At 60.9% G+C, this 19302-nt stretch carries 18 protein-coding genes and 1 pseudogene; 10 read left to right on the top strand and 9 right to left on the bottom strand.

Features of this window, described 5'->3' with window-relative positions; translation table 11 throughout:
- The first annotated feature begins 23 nt into the window (after positions 1-23).
- From IFT54_RS18355 to IFT54_RS18345, 3 genes are all read left to right on the top strand, one after another.
- Positions 24-458 (top strand): response regulator, encoded by a 435-nt coding sequence (locus IFT54_RS18355; RefSeq protein WP_342354866.1) that lies wholly within the window; start codon positions 24-26, stop codon positions 456-458.
- Positions 459-717: 259 nt separating this feature from the next.
- Complete coding sequence (locus tag IFT54_RS18350; protein ID WP_244649231.1) at positions 718-2067, top strand: PAS domain-containing protein; 1350 nt, start codon at positions 718-720, stop codon at positions 2065-2067.
- A 91-nt stretch (positions 2068-2158) separates the two neighbouring features.
- Entirely contained in the window at positions 2159-2509 is a 351-nt protein-coding gene (locus tag IFT54_RS18345; protein WP_192071683.1) for a response regulator, read from the top strand.
- Position 2510: 1 nt separating this feature from the next.
- Here IFT54_RS18345 and IFT54_RS18340 read toward each other — a convergent pair whose 3' ends face one another.
- Entirely contained in the window at positions 2511-2717 is a 207-nt protein-coding gene (locus IFT54_RS18340) for a ComEA family DNA-binding protein (RefSeq protein ID WP_244649228.1), read from the bottom strand.
- A gap of 202 nt (positions 2718-2919) precedes the next feature.
- Here IFT54_RS18340 and IFT54_RS18335 point away from each other — a divergent pair, with 202 nt between their 5' ends.
- Both IFT54_RS18335 and IFT54_RS18330 read left to right on the top strand, forming a co-directional pair.
- A complete protein-coding gene (locus IFT54_RS18335) occupies positions 2920-4380 on the top strand; it encodes an aminotransferase class I/II-fold pyridoxal phosphate-dependent enzyme (protein ID WP_192071682.1) in 1461 nt (486 codons plus the stop codon).
- 58 nt (positions 4381-4438) lie between these two features.
- Complete coding sequence (locus tag IFT54_RS18330; RefSeq protein WP_192071681.1) at positions 4439-4933, top strand: nucleoside deaminase; 495 nt, start codon at positions 4439-4441, stop codon at positions 4931-4933.
- A 205-nt stretch (positions 4934-5138) separates the two neighbouring features.
- Here the strand turns inward: IFT54_RS18330 and IFT54_RS18325 are convergent, their stop codons facing one another.
- Positions 5139-6218 (bottom strand): sodium:calcium antiporter, encoded by a 1080-nt coding sequence (locus tag IFT54_RS18325; RefSeq protein WP_192071680.1) that lies wholly within the window; start codon positions 6216-6218, stop codon positions 5139-5141.
- 371 nt (positions 6219-6589) lie between these two features.
- Between IFT54_RS18325 and IFT54_RS18320 the strand changes: the two genes are divergently transcribed.
- Positions 6590-7303, top strand: coding sequence for a bacteriorhodopsin (locus IFT54_RS18320; RefSeq protein WP_192071679.1), 714 nt, complete (start codon positions 6590-6592; stop codon positions 7301-7303).
- Complete coding sequence (locus tag IFT54_RS18315; RefSeq protein WP_192071678.1) at positions 7300-8142, top strand: Brp/Blh family beta-carotene 15,15'-dioxygenase; 843 nt, start codon at positions 7300-7302, stop codon at positions 8140-8142. Before IFT54_RS18320 ends, IFT54_RS18315 begins: the two co-directional genes overlap by 4 nt.
- A gap of 201 nt (positions 8143-8343) precedes the next feature.
- Here the strand turns inward: IFT54_RS18315 and IFT54_RS18310 are convergent, their stop codons facing one another.
- Positions 8344-9246: an SDR family oxidoreductase gene (locus IFT54_RS18310; protein WP_192071677.1), complete on the bottom strand. Its 903-nt coding sequence runs from the start codon at positions 9244-9246 to the stop codon at positions 8344-8346.
- Between the two features lie 94 nt (positions 9247-9340).
- On the opposite strand from IFT54_RS18310, the gene IFT54_RS18305 reads away from it, so the two are divergent.
- Positions 9341-10177 carry a helix-turn-helix transcriptional regulator gene (locus tag IFT54_RS18305; RefSeq protein WP_192071676.1) on the top strand — a complete coding sequence of 279 codons (837 nt, stop codon included), beginning with the start codon at positions 9341-9343 and terminating at the stop codon, positions 10175-10177.
- A gap of 180 nt (positions 10178-10357) precedes the next feature.
- On the opposite strand, the gene IFT54_RS18300 is transcribed toward IFT54_RS18305, so the two are convergent.
- From IFT54_RS18300 to IFT54_RS21040, 3 genes and pseudogenes are all read right to left on the bottom strand, one after another.
- The gene (locus IFT54_RS18300; RefSeq protein WP_192071675.1) at positions 10358-10681 is read right to left on the bottom strand and encodes a hypothetical protein; all 324 of its coding nucleotides are present in this window, start codon (positions 10679-10681) and stop codon (positions 10358-10360) included.
- 36 nt (positions 10682-10717) lie between these two features.
- Positions 10718-11398, bottom strand: coding sequence for a hypothetical protein (locus IFT54_RS20610; protein WP_244649227.1), 681 nt, complete (start codon positions 11396-11398; stop codon positions 10718-10720).
- A gap of 40 nt (positions 11399-11438) precedes the next feature.
- Positions 11439-12005: pseudogene (locus IFT54_RS21040) on the bottom strand (M16 family metallopeptidase); the annotation flags it as partial.
- A 583-nt stretch (positions 12006-12588) separates the two neighbouring features.
- Here IFT54_RS21040 and IFT54_RS18285 point away from each other — a divergent pair.
- Positions 12589-13254, top strand: a complete 666-nt coding sequence (locus tag IFT54_RS18285) for a PAS domain-containing protein (RefSeq protein ID WP_192071672.1) — start codon at positions 12589-12591, stop codon at positions 13252-13254.
- Between the two features lie 237 nt (positions 13255-13491).
- Here the strand turns inward: IFT54_RS18285 and IFT54_RS18280 are convergent, their stop codons facing one another.
- Positions 13492-14568, bottom strand: coding sequence for an aldo/keto reductase (locus IFT54_RS18280; RefSeq protein ID WP_056677972.1), 1077 nt, complete (start codon positions 14566-14568; stop codon positions 13492-13494).
- A 93-nt stretch (positions 14569-14661) separates the two neighbouring features.
- Here IFT54_RS18280 and IFT54_RS18275 point away from each other — a divergent pair, with 93 nt between their 5' ends.
- Positions 14662-15555: a LysR family transcriptional regulator gene (locus IFT54_RS18275; protein ID WP_192071671.1), complete on the top strand. Its 894-nt coding sequence runs from the start codon at positions 14662-14664 to the stop codon at positions 15553-15555.
- A 198-nt stretch (positions 15556-15753) separates the two neighbouring features.
- Here IFT54_RS18275 and IFT54_RS18270 read toward each other — a convergent pair whose 3' ends face one another.
- Positions 15754-16173 carry an acyltransferase gene (locus IFT54_RS18270; RefSeq protein WP_166747235.1) on the bottom strand — a complete coding sequence of 140 codons (420 nt, stop codon included), beginning with the start codon at positions 16171-16173 and terminating at the stop codon, positions 15754-15756.
- Between the two features lie 88 nt (positions 16174-16261).
- The gene (locus tag IFT54_RS18265; RefSeq protein WP_197984748.1) at positions 16262-19141 is read right to left on the bottom strand and encodes a TonB-dependent receptor plug domain-containing protein; all 2880 of its coding nucleotides are present in this window, start codon (positions 19139-19141) and stop codon (positions 16262-16264) included.
- Positions 19142-19302 lie beyond the last annotated feature (161 nt).

Here is a 19302-nt window from a genome sequence, read left to right as displayed (position 1 = left end):
TACGTGCCCAACCGCCGTTGAACGTGCTGATCGTCGAGGACGAAGCTCTTTTGGCCATGGATATCGAAGCGATGATCGAAGACGCCGGTCACCGTGTCGTCGGCGAGGCCGTGTCTCTCTATGAAGTTGAAGACTTGGCAGGCGATCTCCACCCGGACCTGGCTTTTGTCGACCTACAGCTTGCGAAAGGCACCAGCGGTCTGGATGTCTGTGCACTAATCCGGAAGCGATGGGCGGACGCGATAGTCGTCTTCGTCACTGCAAACCCACTTAAGATCCCAGCCGACTTTGCCGGTGGCCATGGCGTCATACCCAAGCCCTTCTCCCGGAATGGTCTGATGTCCGCAATGCGCTACATTGAAGAGGGTGTCTGCGATCCGCCGCCCGTATCCCCGCAGCCGGCGAGCTTCATTGCAGCACCCGCGTTCGCCGCAGAGTGGTCCCAGACTAGCCGCTGATTTCCGGTGATAACCGACAATCGCATGGCCTCACGAGTTGGGACGACAGATGACAGAAGTTCTACATAAATTCGATTACGTTGATCCATCAACGTCTTACCGCTAGGACGTTCCTGCTTTGGACCGTCAGCCCCTCCCGCCTTCGCCTATTCGACCGCACGATACCTCAGGTGTCGTACGCGAGGCTATCGATGCATTTGCGTCCCGCCTAAACGAGCATGACCCCTTCGTTGCGGCGTTCGATCACTGCATTACGCCGATGGTCGTCAGCGATCCAACGCTACCGGATAACCCGCTGGTTTACGTCAATCGTGCGTTCGAGGCTCTGACGGGGTTCTCGGCGGTCGAGGTTGTTGGCCGGAACTGCCGTTTCATGCAGGGACCGTTGACCGATCAGGCCGACGTCCGACGTATGAAGGATGCGGTCGCTAGCCGCGAGCCGATCGATATCGACCTTCTGAATCACCGTCGTGACGGCACGCCGTTCTGGAACCGCCTCATGGTCGCGCCCGTGCATGACGCGACCGGCAGCCTACGCTACTTCGTTGCATCCCAGCTCGATGTCACGCTCGAGCGGCACGGGCTGTTACAGTTGGAACGCGACCGCGACACGCTAAGTGCCGAGCTGGCGAAGCGTGAAGTCGCTTTGGCCGAACGAGAAGCGCGCTTGGCGCTTGCGCTCGATGCTGGCGGACTGGGCACTTGGACCATCGACCTGCCAGAATGGCGGCTCAGCTACTCGCCAAGTTGCCTGACGAACTTTGGAAGGCCGACCGGAGAGATATTATCGGTGGAAGGCTTGTTGGCTTGCGTGCACCCAGAGGATCGCGAACTCGTCAGATCTTCGCTGAACAGCGCTATCGAGCATGGCACGCGTTATAACGTCGAATACCGCATATTGACGCCTGAAGGTGAGCAACGTTGGATCCATTCCCAAGGCGCGCTGCAGCGCCGTGCGGATGGCACGCCGTTGGCGGTTTCGGGCTTTTCGAGCAATGTTTCAGCTCGCAAATTCGCCGAGGAGCAACGTTCGGTTCTGGCCCATGAACTGACACACCGCGTGAAGAACACACTTGCGACGGTCAGTGCCGTAGTCAGTCAGACGCTACGCGATGCTGGGTCCCTTGCTGAGGCTCGGGATGCGGTGTCGGGCCGCATCGCTAGCCTCGCGTCTGCGCACGAACTGCTGCTCAAGGACGAGATCGAAGGCGCGGCAATCGGTGAGATTGTCGAGCGGGTGCTGGCGCCGTTCATGGACAGCAACGGTCGACGGTTTTCCGCTATCGGCCCGACGATACGGCTGACCCCGGAAGTGACACTTGCGTTGTCTATGGCACTGCACGAGCTGGCGACCAATGCGATCAAATATGGAGCGCTCTCGGTACCGGAGGGTGAGGTGAGCATACGCTGGGACCTGAACGGCAATGCAACCGAACGCCGACTTACCTTCTCCTGGGCGGAGCAGGATGGACCTATCGTTGCTATGCCAACACGTGTTGGATTTGGTACGAGAATGATTGAGCGCGTCCTATCACGCCACATCCGCGGCAAGGCGGAAATCCAATATTTGCCGGAAGGTGTTCGCTTCGCAATCGAAGCGCCGATCTGAGCTCTCGACCTTGTCTGACATTTATTAACGCCGTGGCGGGCCCGTTGCGTGACCACATTGGTTAAGAGCTCAGCTTATCGGGATCCGTCATATGTGCCATGTGCTCGTCATCGAGGATGATTTCCTCATCGCCGACCACATCATCCAGCTGATCGCGAGGGCTGGCGGCATATCCTTTGATCAGGCTGCCTCGCAAGATGAGGCAATCGATGCTGTGAGATTGAGGCCTCCCTCCATCATCATGTCCGACGTCAATCTCTCAGCCGGTACCGGCCCTGCCGCGGTGGAAGCCATCATCTTGGAGCATGGGCCGACGCCCGTGATCTTCGTGACCGGCACGCGCGAAGCATGCCATGTAAGTCGGCCATCGATGATCGTTCTCGACAAACCGATCAACGAACAGGCTCTTATCGCGGCGTTCCAAAGTCTGGCGCCCGCCTGAGTCAGCAATCGCCGACGGTCAGTGAAGCAGTCGCCCCATCGGCCTTACCGGTAAGACCGGGTACTTCATCAAGTTGTCTCAGGTCACTGAACCCGCCACGTTCCTCACGATAGCGGACGATCTCGAACCCGTGCCCCGCTAGCGCCGAGATGGTGTCCAACTCCGCCGCACTCGCCGCGTTGACGTTGATCGGCATCTCGTTCCTCATAGCTCTTCCTCTTTCGTACCCTTGGTGACGGAATGTTGGAAAGGGCTTTGCTATCGATGAGCGCCTTAGCCAGCTAGGCGGAAGGTTTGATCCATGTCCGCCTTCGGCGGATAACTGCTTGTTTGATAAAGAAGATCAACCATCGTGGAGGGGCTTTCCAGTATCCGTGCGTTTCACCCATTCGATCAGGAGAGGGTTCGGCATGGATCAGAAGAGTGCGCCGTTGGCCGATGCGTTGGCGGCGATCGAGAAGAGGCCGGTCATCGGATTTGGAGCGCCGGGCCACAACCAGGGTGCAGTCATTCCTGGCGGGATGAAGGCACTGCTCGGCAAGCGCGTTTTCCACGCCGACGTGCTGACGCCGAAGGGGCTCGACGACCGTACCGAAGGCAAGCTGGCCCTTCAACGTGCGCACGAGATCGCGGCGGAGGCCTGGAATGCCGACTTCTGCCGGTTTGTAACCGGCGGATCCACCCAGAGTCTTCACACGGTTATGGCCTCGGTCGCCGGACCAGGTGACACCATTCTGGTCGCGGCGAATGCCCACAAGGCTGAGCGTGCCTACGCGCTCGCGACGGGGCTCAATGCCGCCATCGTGCCGGTCCAGATCGACGGGGAATGGGACATTGAGCATGGTGTTGGGCCGCAGGCGCTGAACGCCGCCTTGGCGGCCAATCCAACCGCCAAGGCGTTCATCGTCGTCAGCCCAACCTATTACGGCGTGACGAGCGATATCGCGGCACTCGCCACTGTCTGTCACGATCACGGTATTCCCATGATCGTCGATGCCGCTTGGGGTGGTGCGTTCGCATTTTGTGAAGGACTGCCTGACGATCCGCTGACCGAGGGGGCGGATGCCGCCGTCTACAGCGCCCATAAGACGATGGGGGCTCTCGCGCAGGGATCGGTGATCGTCGCCAAGGGCGACCTGATCGATCGCCAGCGATTGTGGATGGCCTATGAGCTGTTCGAGACCACCAGCCCATCGGTACCGATCCTAGCAACGCTTGACGCGACCCGGCGAGATCACGCGTTGAACGGGGAGCAGATGTGGAACGGCGTCATTGCGCTGGCGGAGAAGGTCCGCAGAAAGATTGCCGGTATTGCCCCGTTGCGAGTGTTAGGTTGCGATCATCTGCCGCCCGATGCCGATCTGGACGTCACCAAGGTGCTGATCGACGTCTCGGTGCTGGGCGTATCGGGGTATGCTATCGATGACTGGCTCTACAAGCATCACCGGATCAGTATGGGGCTATCCGACGCCCGGCATATCCTGGCCGTTCTGTCGCTGGGCACAACCAGGTCCGATCTCCGCAAGCTCGTCCGCGGCTTGCAGGATCTCGTGAATCAGCTCGGTTCCGATCCCTCCATCCTGTCGGCAATTTCGCCTATGCCCGGGATCGGTACCCTGTCCGTCGACATGGCGATGCCCGGGCCTGCGGCACTCTACGGCCCAGCCGAAATGGTGGCCTACGAGGCGGCTGAGGGAAGGATCGCAGCAGAGATGATCGCGCCCGCACCGCCGGGCGTCCCTCGACTGGTGCCGGGCCAGCGCATCTCTGCCGCGCACGTCGCATGGCTTGTCGCGAACCGTGATGCGGGGGTTTTCGTGATGGATCCGGTCGATCCCACGGAAGCGACCGTCAGGGTGGTTCAAAGCTGACGCCGCAACCGGATCGACACGCCAAATCTTACAGCAACTGCAATTAGATGGATACGCAATGCAGACCGATACCGACGAACATTGGATGCAAATGGCGATAGACGTCGCACGCTCCAAAGGGTCCGATCCCTCAACCTCCCCGCTTGGATGCGTCATCGTGCTAGACGGGAAGGTGATTGCAGCCGAACGTAATCAGACCAAGGAGTTGCCTGACGCAACGGCCCATGCCGAGATGATGGCTATCCGTCGGGCTTGTGAGCAAACCGGAGAACTGGAGCTGCGCGGGGCGACGTTATACTCGACACTCCAGCCCTGCGGCATGTGCACGATGGCATCGATCTGGTCGAAAGTCGGCCGCGTCGTTTACGGTGCTGGTCGCAACGATGTGCATCCGATGTATTTCGAGGCAAAGCACGTCGACATTCTCGGCTTCATCGGGGACGCCTATCGGGACGATATCGAGATCGAGGGTGGCTGCCTGCGCGACGCGTGCGCTGAACTCTATTACGGTCCCGATGCTGACTTAAACAAAGAGGAACAGGCCAACCTATAAGCACCCAGCATGTCATAGGCGACGACTGTTTGCGGCTGTGAGCGCGAGGGTAACGCAAAGCCTCCTCGAGCAGCCCTGACGACCCAGAATCGGCCATACACGTGCTCCTTCTCTCCTCCCAACATCGGACACCTGTTCACGTTCAACACGGCTAGTTTCAAAAGCTGGCTTCCACCTCAGAAAGTCGCGTTTTGGAATAAGCGGCTCAGCTGCCGTGACCGCTAGATATTGCGAACAGGCCGCCCACGCCGAGGGCATAAAGGGTAAGCACCGCGAAGGAATCGATGCCCATGCGCCAAATTCGACGTTTGGGTCGGAAAATCAGGCCTGCGGCGTAAACGCAGGTCAGCAACACTCCAAGGCCCGCAAGATAGATGTCGCTTGCCTGAGCATAAGGCAGCACTGCCTTGCCTGAGACGACGACGGCTAGGAGGAAGAGCACTGGCAGAAAGGCGTTTCCACCAAAGATGTCGCTGACGGCCAGCTGATAGTCCTTCATGCGTACCGAGGTGATACCGGTCGAAAGCTCGGGCAGCGACGTGGCGGCCGCAAGCACCGTTGCCCCGAAGATGACCCCGCTGAGGCCGATGTGTTCCGCTATGGCATCGCCGCTTCGCTCTAAGAGTACACCGGCTGCCAATGTTGCAAGCGCCGCAGCGCCGAAGACCAATGCGACGTGAATCGTACTCTCGCCGCGCTGTCCAGAGGCGTCATCCTTCTTCGCCTGCGAGTGGCCCTTGGGTTCTTTTTGCGCGTCGGGAGCCGTGCCGCTCGTATCTTGCCAAGGCAGCCCCTTACTGGCTTTGCTGGAAAGCCACACGCCAATGATCCACAAGACGCCGATCAACACCGCCCCGGGAGTCAGGCGAGCCGCAATCAGCGTGCCCGGCAACTGCGTCGCCATGATCGACACGATCAAGACCACCACGACCAGCACCGCCTCCACGACCAGCGTGAGGCTGGCGGCGCGGTAGGTCAGAGGCACCTGCTCCTTCATGGCGATGTCCATCGCCACGAGCACAACCGTCTGGATGGCGATGCCGCCTAGTATATTGCCGACCGCCACCCCCAGATTGCCTGCCAGCGCCGCACTGACGGTGATCGCGACCTCGGGCAGGTTGGTGGCTATTGCGAGTACGATGATACCGCCGAGCGCCTTGCCTAGGTGAAGGCGCGAGGACAGAATGTCCGTCGTATCAGCTAGCTTCACGCCCGCTACCCAGATTACGCCTGCGCAGGCGGCAAAGATGGCGAGCAAAACCGGCAGGCCGAGTCCGTTGAACATGCGGAACATTCAGTTTGTGGGTGAGCGATAGGCGGTCCATCTTAGCGATCCAGGCGACCGCGCGTTCCACAATCAGCCAAGCTTCAGTATCGTGATACCAAAGCCGCGCAATCCAGTTCGCCGGGGCTGCAGAGGACAACGGCTAGTCGATACGATGCTCATGAAGGCATCCGGTACCAGTGATTACTTACGCAGCGTCGCGCAGGAAAGTCCGCCGGCTTAATTCACTGACGAAGTGTCCGTTCGTCTCCTATCGACCGCGCTTCATGACAAGCCGATGAACTTTGCTCCGGCGTGGACACAAAACGATACAATCCATGTTATGCGATTTGGGTCGGCATCGGGTCGCCCCCTTGTGCTGGGGATCCCGCATGGATCAGACTGCCTTCCTACTTGGGTTCACAATCATGTCGCTGGGTTCGCTGGCGATCTATGCGACGGGGAAGAAAAGTCACCCGTCCGGCCACCATACGCTGCTGCATGCCAGCGTGCCGTTCATTGCAGCTACGGCGTATCTGGCAATGGCCTTCGGCATCGGTACGCTGTTCAAGCTCGACGGCTCGGTCACCTATCTCGCAAGATACCTCGATTGGTCGGTGACAACGCCGATCCTGCTATCGAGCCTCGTTCTTCTGGCCTTCCATGAGCATGGTAGAACCGGCGAGGTTGGCGGCCACCTCACCGCCATCATCGTCCTTGACGTGCTAATGATAGCTACGGGACTGGTGTCGTCGCTAACCGGCCCATCGTTCGCAAAATGGGTCTGGTATGCGTGGTCATGCGCCGCCTTTCTCGGCGTTCTGTACCTCTTGTGGGGGCCGCTACGCATGCTGGCGAAAAGCCGGGGCATGGCCTTGGGCACGGCATACAATAAGAACGTCGCCTTCCTGACGGTTATCTGGTTCCTCTATCCAATCGTCTTCCTGATCGGTCCTGAAGGAACGAAGATCATCATGGATCCGACATCAGTCTGGGCAATTCTGATCATGGATGTCGTCGCCAAGGTTGTTTACGCCTTCTATGCGGCAAGCAATCTGGACAAGGCGCTGGAGCAGCATAGCACCGAACGCGGTCATCAGTCATGATCGCCCGCGCTCCAGCCTGGGGCTGGAGCCTGCTTCTAGGGGCGGCAGCCGCCGCCTCCATTAGCGCGTTGACCGTACAATTAGCTTTTGCGGTTGTGGCGATAGGTTTCATCGGCATGGCACATGGCGCCAGCGACTTGGCAATCGTCGAGCCGCGGCAACGCCCTTTGTTCGTCGCCTTATACGTCTTTGTTGGTGCAGTTTGCCTCTGTTGGTGGGTCATTGATCCAGCGGTCGCACTTCCGGCTTTTCTCGTCGCGTCGGCAGTTCATTTCGGCGTGGAAGATGCACCAGCGGATCGGCCGTTGGAGAGGGTGGCGAGAGGAACGAGCCTTGTCGCCACCCCCGCCACTCTCCATGCCACGAACCTGACCGATATTCTTCGTCTTGGGGGCACCTCGACAAACGTGCTGCCCGCAATGGTGTCGACAATGGCGTTGATCGGCGCAATAGCCGCAGCGTATTTGGTCGTAAAAGCATGTCAGCGCAAAGACCTGCGCCTCCTGGTCGGGACGGTGGCCCTTGTCGTTCTGCCGCCACTCGTGGGGTTTTCGGTGGGCTTTCTCGTTCTGCATGCCGCACCCCAAACGTTCGAACGTCGTACGCAGATCGGTTGTGCAACGATGGGCAGCTACCTCCGAGCAACTGCTCCGATACTGGTCGCCGCGATACTGCTCGCTACCATAACAGGCGTTCTCTTGTTACACTCTGACCCTTCCGGCGTTCGCCCCCTATTCGCGGGCATTGCGGCTCTCGCTGTACCGCATCTAATCGTGACGCCATTATTCGGGCATATGCAGTGGCGCCCGTTTCAACGAGCAGTCCGCTCCGACGCTTAGACCGACTGCCGGGTGGCTTCCTTCAACGAATGGCCTGTTGGCGTTACGACCCACAAGCGGTCGTTCAGTGCCCGAAAGCGGCATCCCAGAATCGGCCGTTCATTCACGTAACCGGCCGAGGCCATGGTGTGATCCTCAGGCTATAGTCACGCCGCTGCACGCCAGCGGAATCTACTCACATCAGCATGCAACGGCGATCTGTTATCCGATCATGGGCTCGTAATGATTCATCGCGGCGAGATCGGTGAGTAGATCGGGACCTGTAGGCTCCCATCCCAGCCGCTCCTGCGTCAAGACGCTCGACGCGGTCATGTCGAGAGCGGCGAAGGGAGCCATCCAGCCGAAGAAGCGCTCGGTGTCTTCGGTTGCGATCGAACGTACCGGCAATCCGGTTCCCTCGCCGATGGCCTCTGCAATCGTGCGTGCATCGACGCCCTCCTCGACCGACGCATGGTATCGCGCGCCCGGCTCGCCGCGCTCGAGAGCCAGCACGTATAGCTTGGCGACATCGCTGATATGCGCGGCAGCCCAGCGCGTCTTCCCTTCGCCGAGATACGCCACCGCCCCGGCACGGCGGGCCTCGGCGATCAGCGGCGTGATCAGACCGGCCTTGGTAGTATTGTGCACCTGCGGCAGGCGAATGGTGCGGACATCGATGCGGCGGGCGATCAGCGCTGCGGCGGCCAGCTCCGTCACAATGCGCGGATTGGCGTGGAGCGGGTTGAGCACATCCTCGGTAGCAGGACCGCCGTTGCGCGGCGTTCCAATACCGATGCCCGAGGTTATCAGGATCGGCTTGTTGGTTCCCGCCAGCGCATCGCCCATCGCGGCGATGTTGCGTTCATCCTTTCGAGTATTCTCGACGAAGTTGGCAAAGTCGTGATCGAATGCGCAGTGAATGACCGCGTCAGCCGCAGCGACACCACTCGCAAGGGTCTCCGGTCGTTCCAGGTCGCCCCGATGAACATCGGCGCCAGCCGCTTCGAGCTGCTGCGCGCCCGCGTCGGAGCGAGTGAGCCCGAGCACATTGTGACCGCGGCGGAGTAGTTCGGGAATGACATGGGAGCCGATAAAGCCGGTCGCACCGGTCAAGAACACGCGCATGGAAATCTCCTCGTTGACGAGGGATGTATCGCCTTGCGCCCGACCCTGTTAAAGTAGTGAGCTTATCGTGGTATAAGCTGCAACAGGATACATCTTGTCTACTGAAGCACCAAATTCGCTGGGCACGTACCTGCGCGACCGCCGCACTCGCTTGGACCCGGCGACATTCGGGCTCAGCGGCAGTCGCCGCCGGACGCCCGGTTTGCGCCGTGAAGAGGTTGCGAGCCGCGCGAATATCAGTCCCACCTGGTACACCTGGCTCGAGCAGGGCCGTGGCGGCGCGCCATCTGCGGATGTCCTCGATCGCATCGCGAAGGGGCTGATGCTGACCGAGCCGGAGCGCGAGCACATCTACATACTCGGACTGGGTCGTCTGCCAGAGGCCCGATATCAGCCGGTCGACGGCATCACCCCTCGCCTGCAACGGGTACTAGATGGGATGGTGCTCAGCCCAGCGATCATCAAGACCGCAATGTGGGACGTTGTCGGCTGGAACCGTGCCGCTGCGGTCTTACTGACCGACTATTCCAAGCTGCCGCGCGAGGGACGCAACATTCTGCGCCTGATGTTCGGCAGCGATCATGTACGCGCCCGCAATGCCGATTTCGACAGCATCGCCTGCTTCGTCGTCGGCGCCTTCCGCGCCGACGTGGCGCGCGCCGGCGCTAGCACCAGCGCCGAGGTGATAAAGCTCGTCATGGAGTTGTCTCGGCTCAGCCCTGAGTTCGAAGCGCTGTGGCAGGATAACGACGTGGTCGCTCACGGCGAAGGAGTAAAGCGTATCCACCATCCCGACGCGGGGCTGCTGGCGATGGAGTTTTCGTCGTTCGCCGTCGAAGGAAGGCGGGAACTGGGGATGATTATCTACAACCCCGCCACGCCTGACGATGCCGAGCGGCTGCAAATGCTTCTGGATGAGTGCAGGAGCTGATCTCGGGTGAAGACGCCGAGGTACATTTACCCAATCTCGGTCATTCACAGCCAGGTTCTGGCTCACCAGCTTCGGACATTCATTAAGCTTTAGAAAAGTGGGGCGAGTAACATTGGCAACGGCAGATGCGGTTCAGTTTGGATTGCGGTCGAACACGGGATTTTCCCGCGACCAGAAATATCAGAAACGCCATTTCAATGTCACGGCCGCTGCCGGGGTCGTAGCAATGAGGCTCTTTTGCTGAATGACGTGAATGGTCGTCTCGGCGTTCAGCGGCCCTTTGAATTCGGCATTCAGTTGCTTGGCGGCAAATCCGCTTACGTCACCCAGCCAGATGTCCATTCCCTTTGGAGCGCACACGATGATCTCGTCTGACTGCCCTCGATCCAAGCACGTCGGTTTTCTGGGGCGCACCTTGGCAAGGTCGAAATCCACGACCTTTGGAACGACCGTCATAGGTCCGGTCTGCGATGCGACCGCTGCGACGATTAGGACGATTCCCATCCGTGTCTCCCTGTTCCGGCCTGGCTATTGTCGTAGTTAGTGGCAGCTCGCTCGCGACGATGCTGCATCCAGTGCGGTCCGTATCGCCTGACGGGGGTCCACCACCCGGGCAAGCTCAGGCGCTTCGACCCGGACATGTTCGTGGCCGCTCTGCCATTGCTGACGCCACCAAGCATTCCCAGTGCTTGCATCGATCGTCGGCAACCAGATCCGAGCACGTCGCAGCAAAGCGCTCGGAGCGATCAGCTCCCTGTCTGCGGCGATGGCGTGAGATAGATCCTTTGCCAGTTCGACGTTCTTGGCGTGGCCCATGTCTCCAGTAATCTGCTCGAGCTCCTGGATCAGGTCACGCCTCGCCCTGTCCCATTCGTCTGCAGAGAGGCCCGCCGTACCTAGTCGGCATGTGGTACGTTTGAGGTCGACCAGTGCAGGCTGCCATGCGTCGCCCGTAAAGTTGTCCCACAGCATGATAAGCCGGTGGCCTTGCTCGCCATTCTCGATGAACATTCCGACCTTTCCGGACGGACTGCCTGGCTGAGCTCTTGCCAGTCGATTGTTGACCGCGCGGATCGCCAGCCTGTCCATGAGCTCTGCGTCCATCTGCGATCTTTTGGAGCCGGGTGACGAAAGTGTCGGCATTGCCACGGTGATCAGCGCTGTCCTGCGCCCCTGCGGCAGAGCTGAGAAACTGATCAGCGCGATGCGATCGTAACGCAAGCGCGGAACAGGGACATGGCCGACCGGCGACCCGATGCTTTTTCCAACTCCCGAAACGCTGGGTGATAAGAGCCTTCGCGGTGGTCGGATCGACGTTTCCGACGATCACGACCATCATGTTCTCGGGTCGGTATAGGCGGTGGTATAGAGCGCGGATCGTTTCTACGCTCGCTGTCGGTACGTCGTCGGAATTTTGCCCGTCGATGACGTCCGTCGGAGAGCCTGGTGCTATGCCCGCGATATAGTCGGCGTAGATCACGTTGCCGGGCTTCCTGCCGGCCATCTCGCGCATCACGTCCGCACGCTGATCGTCGACTGCATCGGATCTGAACGTGAGGTCGGTCGCGACCTCGCGGAATAGACGCAGCAGTGTGTCGAGGTCTGCCGTGCGCGTCGTTCTGGTCGACACGAAGTAATTGGTCTCTCGCCAGCTTGTGGTACCGGCGGAAGGGGCGGCGAAAGTTAGCGGCAAACCGATCTTCACAAGATGATGCAAATCGTTCGGCGCGTTTATCGTCGGACTGACGAATACGAGATGCTCGATAAGGTGTGTCAACCCGCGCTCGCCCGGCCGTTGCTCCTCGATGAAGCCACCTTCGTTTCGCATGAGCAGACTTATGCCAGGCTCGTCTGACTGCCTTGCGAGGATCGCATAGCGCACACCGTTCGGAAGACGCCCATTAACTACAGGCCTCCAATAGACTTTCTGTGCCGGGTTCGATTTTTCAGCAATTATCGCGGTACGGTGAACGTCGCCCGCATGTATGGCGGACCCGCTGGAGAATAAGGCGACGACGCCTATTCGGAGAAGCCAGCTCGCGAATACTCTGAAGCGCAACTTCCAGCCTCCTATCGACGTCCAGCCTGCCTTCCTTCGCCGGTCCGGAACGAAACTTGGCAGATCATGCGAGGTCTTTAAGGCGATAAGGTGGCAGATCGCGTGAGGCTTCCGGTCAGGACCTTGCGTCAGCGGAGACCCAGTTGCGGTCATTTCCGGCCGCTCCCTCGCTCCTCGACTCCGGTCGTTCATTCACCTCGCCGGGAAGCCCATTCTACAATCTGCGTGTCGCGTGATGGATAGCTGACGCGGACGTAGCAGCAGGTTAGATCGCCGGCACGGCAACGACACTCCCGTTGCACCAAGCCCTCACTATTATATATTATCGATCCAATTAGTTTGCGGGGTAACTATGCCGGCAGCTCATTGTGTATCAACGCTCGATGGAGTCATCCTGCAGGCAGATCAGGGCTTTCTCGATTTATTGCAGCGCCGTGAAAGCGACTTGATTGGGATCTCATATAGGCAGATCACCGACCCCCGGGATTTGCAGCGAAGCGGCAATATGCTAGCGGTACTAGAAGCGGCTGCCGCCCCAGTCCGATTGCAGAAGCGATATCTGCGCCCTGACGGTACTTCAATCGCAGCGAACCTTCTGGTCACTCGCTTCTCTGACCCTGACCGCCTGATTAGTACTCTGTTCTGGCACGAGGGCGGCCGTGATCTGCCGCCAGCTAGGCTATGGGAGGCGGCGCTTCGTATACGCCATGTCCACGATGCACGAGTCAAGCTCTTCGGCGCTGACCTCAGCACCGACCCAATTGGATCGCTCCTCATCGGCATTTATTTGGCCGAAGCAGAAGGCCGCGCGGTAGGCTTGAACCAGATCGCGACCTATGCGGACGTAGCAATCTCAACTGCTACCAGGTGGGTGGCCGTACTGCGCCAGCGCAATATCATTGACGCCCAAGCGGACGCTACATTCAATCTTCAACTAACTCGAGCGGGATTGGATCGGGTCGAGGCTATGCTTACAACCGTCTACGAAGCGCCCGATGCATCCATCATGCTGATGTGAGACTAGGAGACCATCGGGCAGAGGTGACCCAGTTGCGGTCATTCGCGTCCAATCTCCGGCTTCTCACCTTCAGACACTCATTCATCTCGGCGCTGACCGTTTTTTTTGCGACCGATGACCCGTCATCAACGTCGTAATCTCAGAAAAATCGGATTGGCAGCTTTCAGTGACGACAGAGCCAGTAGCACCCTGAAACTGCGACAGGGTTGGTTATCGTGATTGGGTGGTAGCGGGGACTTACTCGCCCCATCCACGCACGTCTTGGCCGCCGAAGATCATCCTCCGGATGGCGGGCGATGCCAGCGCGGCGCTGAAGCTCGGGGCGGGGACGCTCACCTCATTCAGGCGCTCCATTTTGCGATCGTCCAGCGTGAGCGACGCAGCAGCCAGATTGCTCTTCAGTTGCTCGACCGAGCGGGCACCGATCAGCGTCGATGACACCCCCGACTTCGCCATCGTCCATGCGAGCGCAACTTGTGCGGGGCTGCAGTCCATCTCGGAGGCGATCGCCTTCACCACGTCGAGCACGTCCCAGTTGCGATCGACGAACTTGCTGTCGCCGAAGGGGTTGGCGCCGCTCAGTCGACCGGTCTCGGCCGTGTCGTCGCGCCGATATTTGCCTGACAGGAAACCGCCCGCGAGCGGACTCCATGGCTGTACGCCCATGCCGGCGTCGCGCGCGGCGGGAATGTGCTCGGCCTCCACATCGCGCGCCACCAGCGAATATTCGACCTGCATCGCGACTGGGCCGGGGACGCCGCGCTCCGATGCGACTGTCGCCGCCTTAGTAGCCAGCCATGCTGGCATGTCGGAGAAGGCGTAGTAACGAATCTTGCCGGAGCGAACGAGCGCGCCGAGCGTCTCGACCAACTCCTCGGCGGGCGTCACCCCGTCCCAAATGTGCATCCAGTAGAGATCGACATAGTCGGTACCGAGCCGCTGGAGGGAGGCGTCGAGCGCGCGGTGGATGTTCTTGGCTCCCGCCCCGCCCGCATTGGGGTTGCCGCCGCCGGACTGCGAAGCGGTCAGCGGGCTGGCAGATCCATTGAAACCGAACTTGGTTGCCAGCACCACCTCGTCGCGTGAACCCGTCTCTTTTATGAAGCGACCAACTAGATCCTCGCTGCCACCGCCAGAATAAATGTCGGCGGTGTCGATGAAGTTGCCGCCCGCCTCGCGATAGGCGTCGAAGATTTTGCGCGCGCTGGCATCGTCAGCGTTCCACTGGCCAAGGCCAAAGGTCATAGTGCCCAACGCAAGCGGGCTGACGACGAGGCCCGAACGGCCAAGAGTGCGATAGTGACTAAGGCTCATGGACTGTCTCCTTGCTTCATCCGGAAAATAAGGAGCGCGCGCGACCACGATTAGTCATTGTTAGGTGCAAGGGCTTGTGAGCATGATGCATCAATGCGGCGCGGCGAGCTTGACGATTTGGCGACATTCGCGACCGTGGCGCGGTTGCGCAGCTTCACGCGCGCAGCTGCAGAACTCGGCCTGTCTCCGTCGGCCCTAAGTCATGCAATGAAGGCACTGGAGCTGCGGCTTGGCGTTCGCCTCCTAGCCAGGACCACGCGCTCGGTCGCGCCGACTTTGGCGGGCGAGCAACTGCTGCGGTCGCTTGGGCCAGCTCTGAGCGAAGTTGCGCGCGGCCTGTCGCGCTTGGCTGACTGGCGGGACACGCCGACGGGAGCGGTGCGGCTGACGACGTTCGGTTGGGCCGCGCGCACGATTCTAGCGCCGCGCCTGCCTGCATTCCTGATCGATCATCCTGACATCTCAGTCGAGGTGATTGTCGATGACCGATTGATCGACCTTGTCGCTGGCGGGTTTGACGCAGGAATCCGGCTCGCGGGCGCGATCGACAGCGACATGGTGACGGTGCCGGTGGGCCCCGACCTGCGCACGGTCGTGGTCGGCACACCGGGCTACTTCTCCCGCCGCAAACTCCCGATAAGTCCGGCCGATCTCGAAGACCACATCTGTGTAAATTACCGACAGCTGGGCGGCGGCGGCTTGCTGCCTTGGGAGTTCGAGGAGGGCGGACGCGACATCAGGATGCGCGTTGCGGGGCAACTGATCGTCAACGACGAAGTGTTGTCATCGGCAGCGGTGCGGGCGGGTGCAGGCCTCGGCTACATGATGGAGCACGACGTGGCCGCCGAAATTGCGGACGGGCGTCTGATCCAGGTTCTCGGTGCTTGGTGCTCGCCCTATCCCGGGTGCAGGCTCTATTATCCGGACCGGCGGGTCAGTCCTGCGATGCGCGCGCTGATCGATGCGATCCGCTGGCAATCCAGTTGAGCGTTAGAGGAATGGGTTTACGCACGAGCTCCATGAGAACACCTGACCAACAAACGGTCATTCAGGTCCCCATAGGCTAACCCAAACTCCGGCCGTTCGTTCATTTAGCGATACGCCATTTTTTCGGAGCCTCGTACGAGAGCTTCGGGCGGGTGGAACGTAGATAGTTGGTCTTGACGACGCGATCGTGATCAGCCGTCACTCGAACTCAAGGTCTTTGATACGCACGGCATATGGTGGACAGTAAAGTCCATGTGCTTCGGTAGATTTCGCGATCACCGATCCTGCATTAATGACGCACCCCTCTCGCACGGTGACGCCCGGATAAATGGTGACGTTGGCGCCTACCCAGCAACCGCGCTCGATCAGGACAGGCCGAAGTCGATCCCCGTCCACGCCCCGTCGCCAGACCGAGCGTGTGATGTGGTGGGTCAGCGAGATGATCGTGCACCGGTAGCTGATCCGCACCGCTTCGCCGATCTCGACGCCACCGCCGGCGTCGATCAGTCCCTCGGGGCCGACGAACGCGCCTTTGCGCAGTGTCAGGCGGTGCGGATCGACGACTGTGCAACTGGGATCGATGAAGGCCCCTTCCTCCATCGTGATAAGGCTCAGCATGTCTTTGATTAGCACGGCGTCTTTTTTCTCGTTTTGGCGATCAGGCGTCCGTCGTCGAGGCATCGTCCAACGTCAACGCCCGAGCGGCTCAATACCGAACCTTCGCGCCAGCATAGAAGTACCGGCCGACTGGCGAGATCGGCACGTTGGTTTCGAAACCGATATCGGGCTTCTGGTCGGCGAGGTTGTTGACCCCGCCATAGAACGAGAATCTCTCGTCGACCGCGACCTCGGTCTGCACGTCGTGCTGCCACAGCTCCTTGTACCGGAGATAGCGCGGATCGACGAGGCTTGGGTTCGCATCAGTATCAACCTTGGCGAACCGGCGGACGCCGTCCTGCCAGCGCAGGTTGTAGCTCAGCGTCAGCGCCCCCGCGGTCCAGCTCGGCGAGAAGGTGAGGGTATATTTCGGACGGAACGGCTGATCGACATTGTCCTCGGTTATGGCGCCCGGCGTGGCGACCTGTTCGAGCTTGTCGAGATAGCCGCCGACCAGCCGGATATCGAACGCGCCTGCTCGCGCCGTCCGGAAGCGATAGGCAATGTTGAGTTCGGCACCGGCAGTGCGGAACGCCGCGACGTTCTGCGGCTGGACGACATAGCCGTTGATGAACCCGGTGCCGCGCTCGCGGCTGATCACTTTGCAATAGGCGTTGTCGAGCGTCGGCTGATCGACGCACAGCGACGCGATCGTGTTCGCATCGGGCGTATTGATCGCGTCGCGCAGACGGATGTCGTACCAGTCGAGCCCGATCGACAACCCGGAGATCGGCCGCACCACAACGCCCGCTGTCCAGGTGCGGGCGACTTCGGCGCGCAGGTCCGGATTGCCCTGCTGCGTGCCAGGAATAAAGATCGTCGCGTTCGGGTTGTTCTGCGCGGTGAAGGTGGCGGGATTGCCTCCGGCGCCGGTGATTAGCGCCTGGCAGTTCGCGGTGCGGAACTGCGTCCCGAGCGTGCGGTTGCCGATGTAGCAGGGATCGGAGAAGAAGTTGCTGCTGCCGGTCTGCGGACGGAATATCTCACCGATGTTGGGCGCGCGGACCGAGCGGCCGTAGGAGCCGCGGAAGCTGATCTCGCGGATCGGCGCGTAGATGCCGTTGAACTGGTACGCACGGGTCGAGCCGACCGTCGAATAATCCAAATAGCGTCCCGCGGCACCGACCGAGAGCAGGTTGGCGAACGGTACGTCCTTCAGGATCGGCGCGTTCAATTCGCCGAACGCTTCCCAGACATCGAAATGGCCGCTCGACGGGGTCGGCAGGATGTACTCGTCATACTGGTAGAACAGATTGTCGGTGATCGCCTGCGCCGGACGGAAGCTGCTTGATTCGCGACGATATTCGCCACCGACCGCGAACGCGACCGGGCCGCCGGGCAGCGCCGAGAACTGCCCGAAGTCACCGTTCAGCGAGGCGTTGGCGACATGCTGCGTGAGCCGTGCATCACTCGCCGGGTTGCTCAGGAAATATCCGAACGAGGCCGGATCCACAGTGTTGCCGCCGAACGTGTTGACGGGAATGCAGCCGGCCGCGCGGGCCTCGGCCGAACGGCAGACGATCGTTCCGCCCGGCCCGCGCACCGCATCGAGCGCGTGCAGGAAGCGAACGTTGAGGCGGTCGTTGAGCTTGGTCGCGCGGACGTCGGTCTGGCCATAGGTATAGGACACGTCGTAGCTGGCATGCTCCGAGATCCGGCCGGTGACGTCGACGACGCCGCGATAGGTGCGCCGGCGGTCTTCCTCGCCACGCCGCGGGATGTCGAAGTTGTTGCGGTTGACGTCGACCGAGCCGAGCCCGGCTGCGGTCGCCGCTGCGAGGATGCTTGCCGGGATGTACGGATTGTCGAGCGCGACTGTCGCGGGATAATTGCCGCCATAACCACCAAAGCTGGTCACGGTCGACTGGACGAACTTGCCCTCCAGGCTGACCTTGAACGCGTCCGACGCGTCGTAATGCGTCAGCGCGTTGACCGCGTGGCGGCGGGTACGCGGGAAGATATCGCCGATATAGCCCGCGACGGGCGTATCGTCACCGCCGATCGAATACCCGTCGTTCTGCAGGAACCGGCCGGGCGTGTAGAGCGCGCCGTCGCCGCGGAAAACCTGGTCGCCGATATACACGATGCCCTGGTTCGAACTGTACGGGTAGCGCAGGTCGCCGACCGGTCCGACCTTGTAGCTGCCAGGGCGCGTCGGGTCGTAACTGTCGAGGTTGACGAAATACTGGCGGTCGCCCTGTGCGAGATACCGACGATCGTCGTTCGCGAGCGGCTGGTCGGCGTTATACTCGTAGGCGAGCGTTAGATTGCCACGGCCGTCGGCGAAGTTGCGGCCCGCGATCAGCGAGGCGAAGCGGTTGGCGGCGTCGCCACGCTCGGAGATGCCAAACTGGCTGCGGGCCGCGACGCCATCGAAATCGCGCTTCAGCACGAAGTTGACGACGCCGGAGACGCCGTCTGCGCCGTACACAGCCGACGCCGCGCCTGTGAGCACATCGACGCGCTCGATCAAATCAGTGGGGATCGCGTTGATGTCCACAGCAGCGGTGTCGGGCTGGCCGGCGACATGGCGGCGGCCGTTGACGAGCACCAGCGTCCGGTTGGGGCCAAGCCCGCGCAAATCGAGCAGGTTGAGCCCGACCTGCCCGAAGCTGCCGTCGGCCTGCGCGTTGCCCGCCGTCCGCGTGCTGTCGCGCGAATTAGTGAGCGCCGGCACGCGCTGGAGAAAGGTCGTGACGTTGGTGTTGCCCGACTGCTGGAGGTCGGCCGCGCTGAACGAGACGATCGGGTTGGGCGCCGCGTAATCGGGGCGGGCGATGCGCGAACCGGTCACGACGATCTCACCTGCTGCGTCGGGGGCCGGGTCCGCGGGCGCATCGGTGGCCAGTGAAGCGACCTGTGCCTGTACCGACGTTGCGGCAAGCAGCGCGACGCCAGACAGCAGATGACGGCGGCAAAGGATACGCATGACTTCTCTCCCTGTTCGCCGGCATTGCCCCCCCACCGGCGTTCGTTGCGTCCGGCTTAAGCGCATCGTCGGCAGGGGAGCAAGCCGATCGCCCGCGCAAACTCGGCCAAGGCCTTAACCTGGCGGAATTTTTCCGGCTGTTACCGTGTCGCGATGGGGGT

Source organism: Sphingomonas sp. CFBP 13714 (genome assembly GCF_014842205.1).
Lineage (GTDB): Bacteria > Pseudomonadota > Alphaproteobacteria > Sphingomonadales > Sphingomonadaceae > Sphingomonas > Sphingomonas aerolata.
Note: the sequence above shows the minus strand (reverse complement) of the source record. Positions and strands in the feature narration are given on the sequence as shown.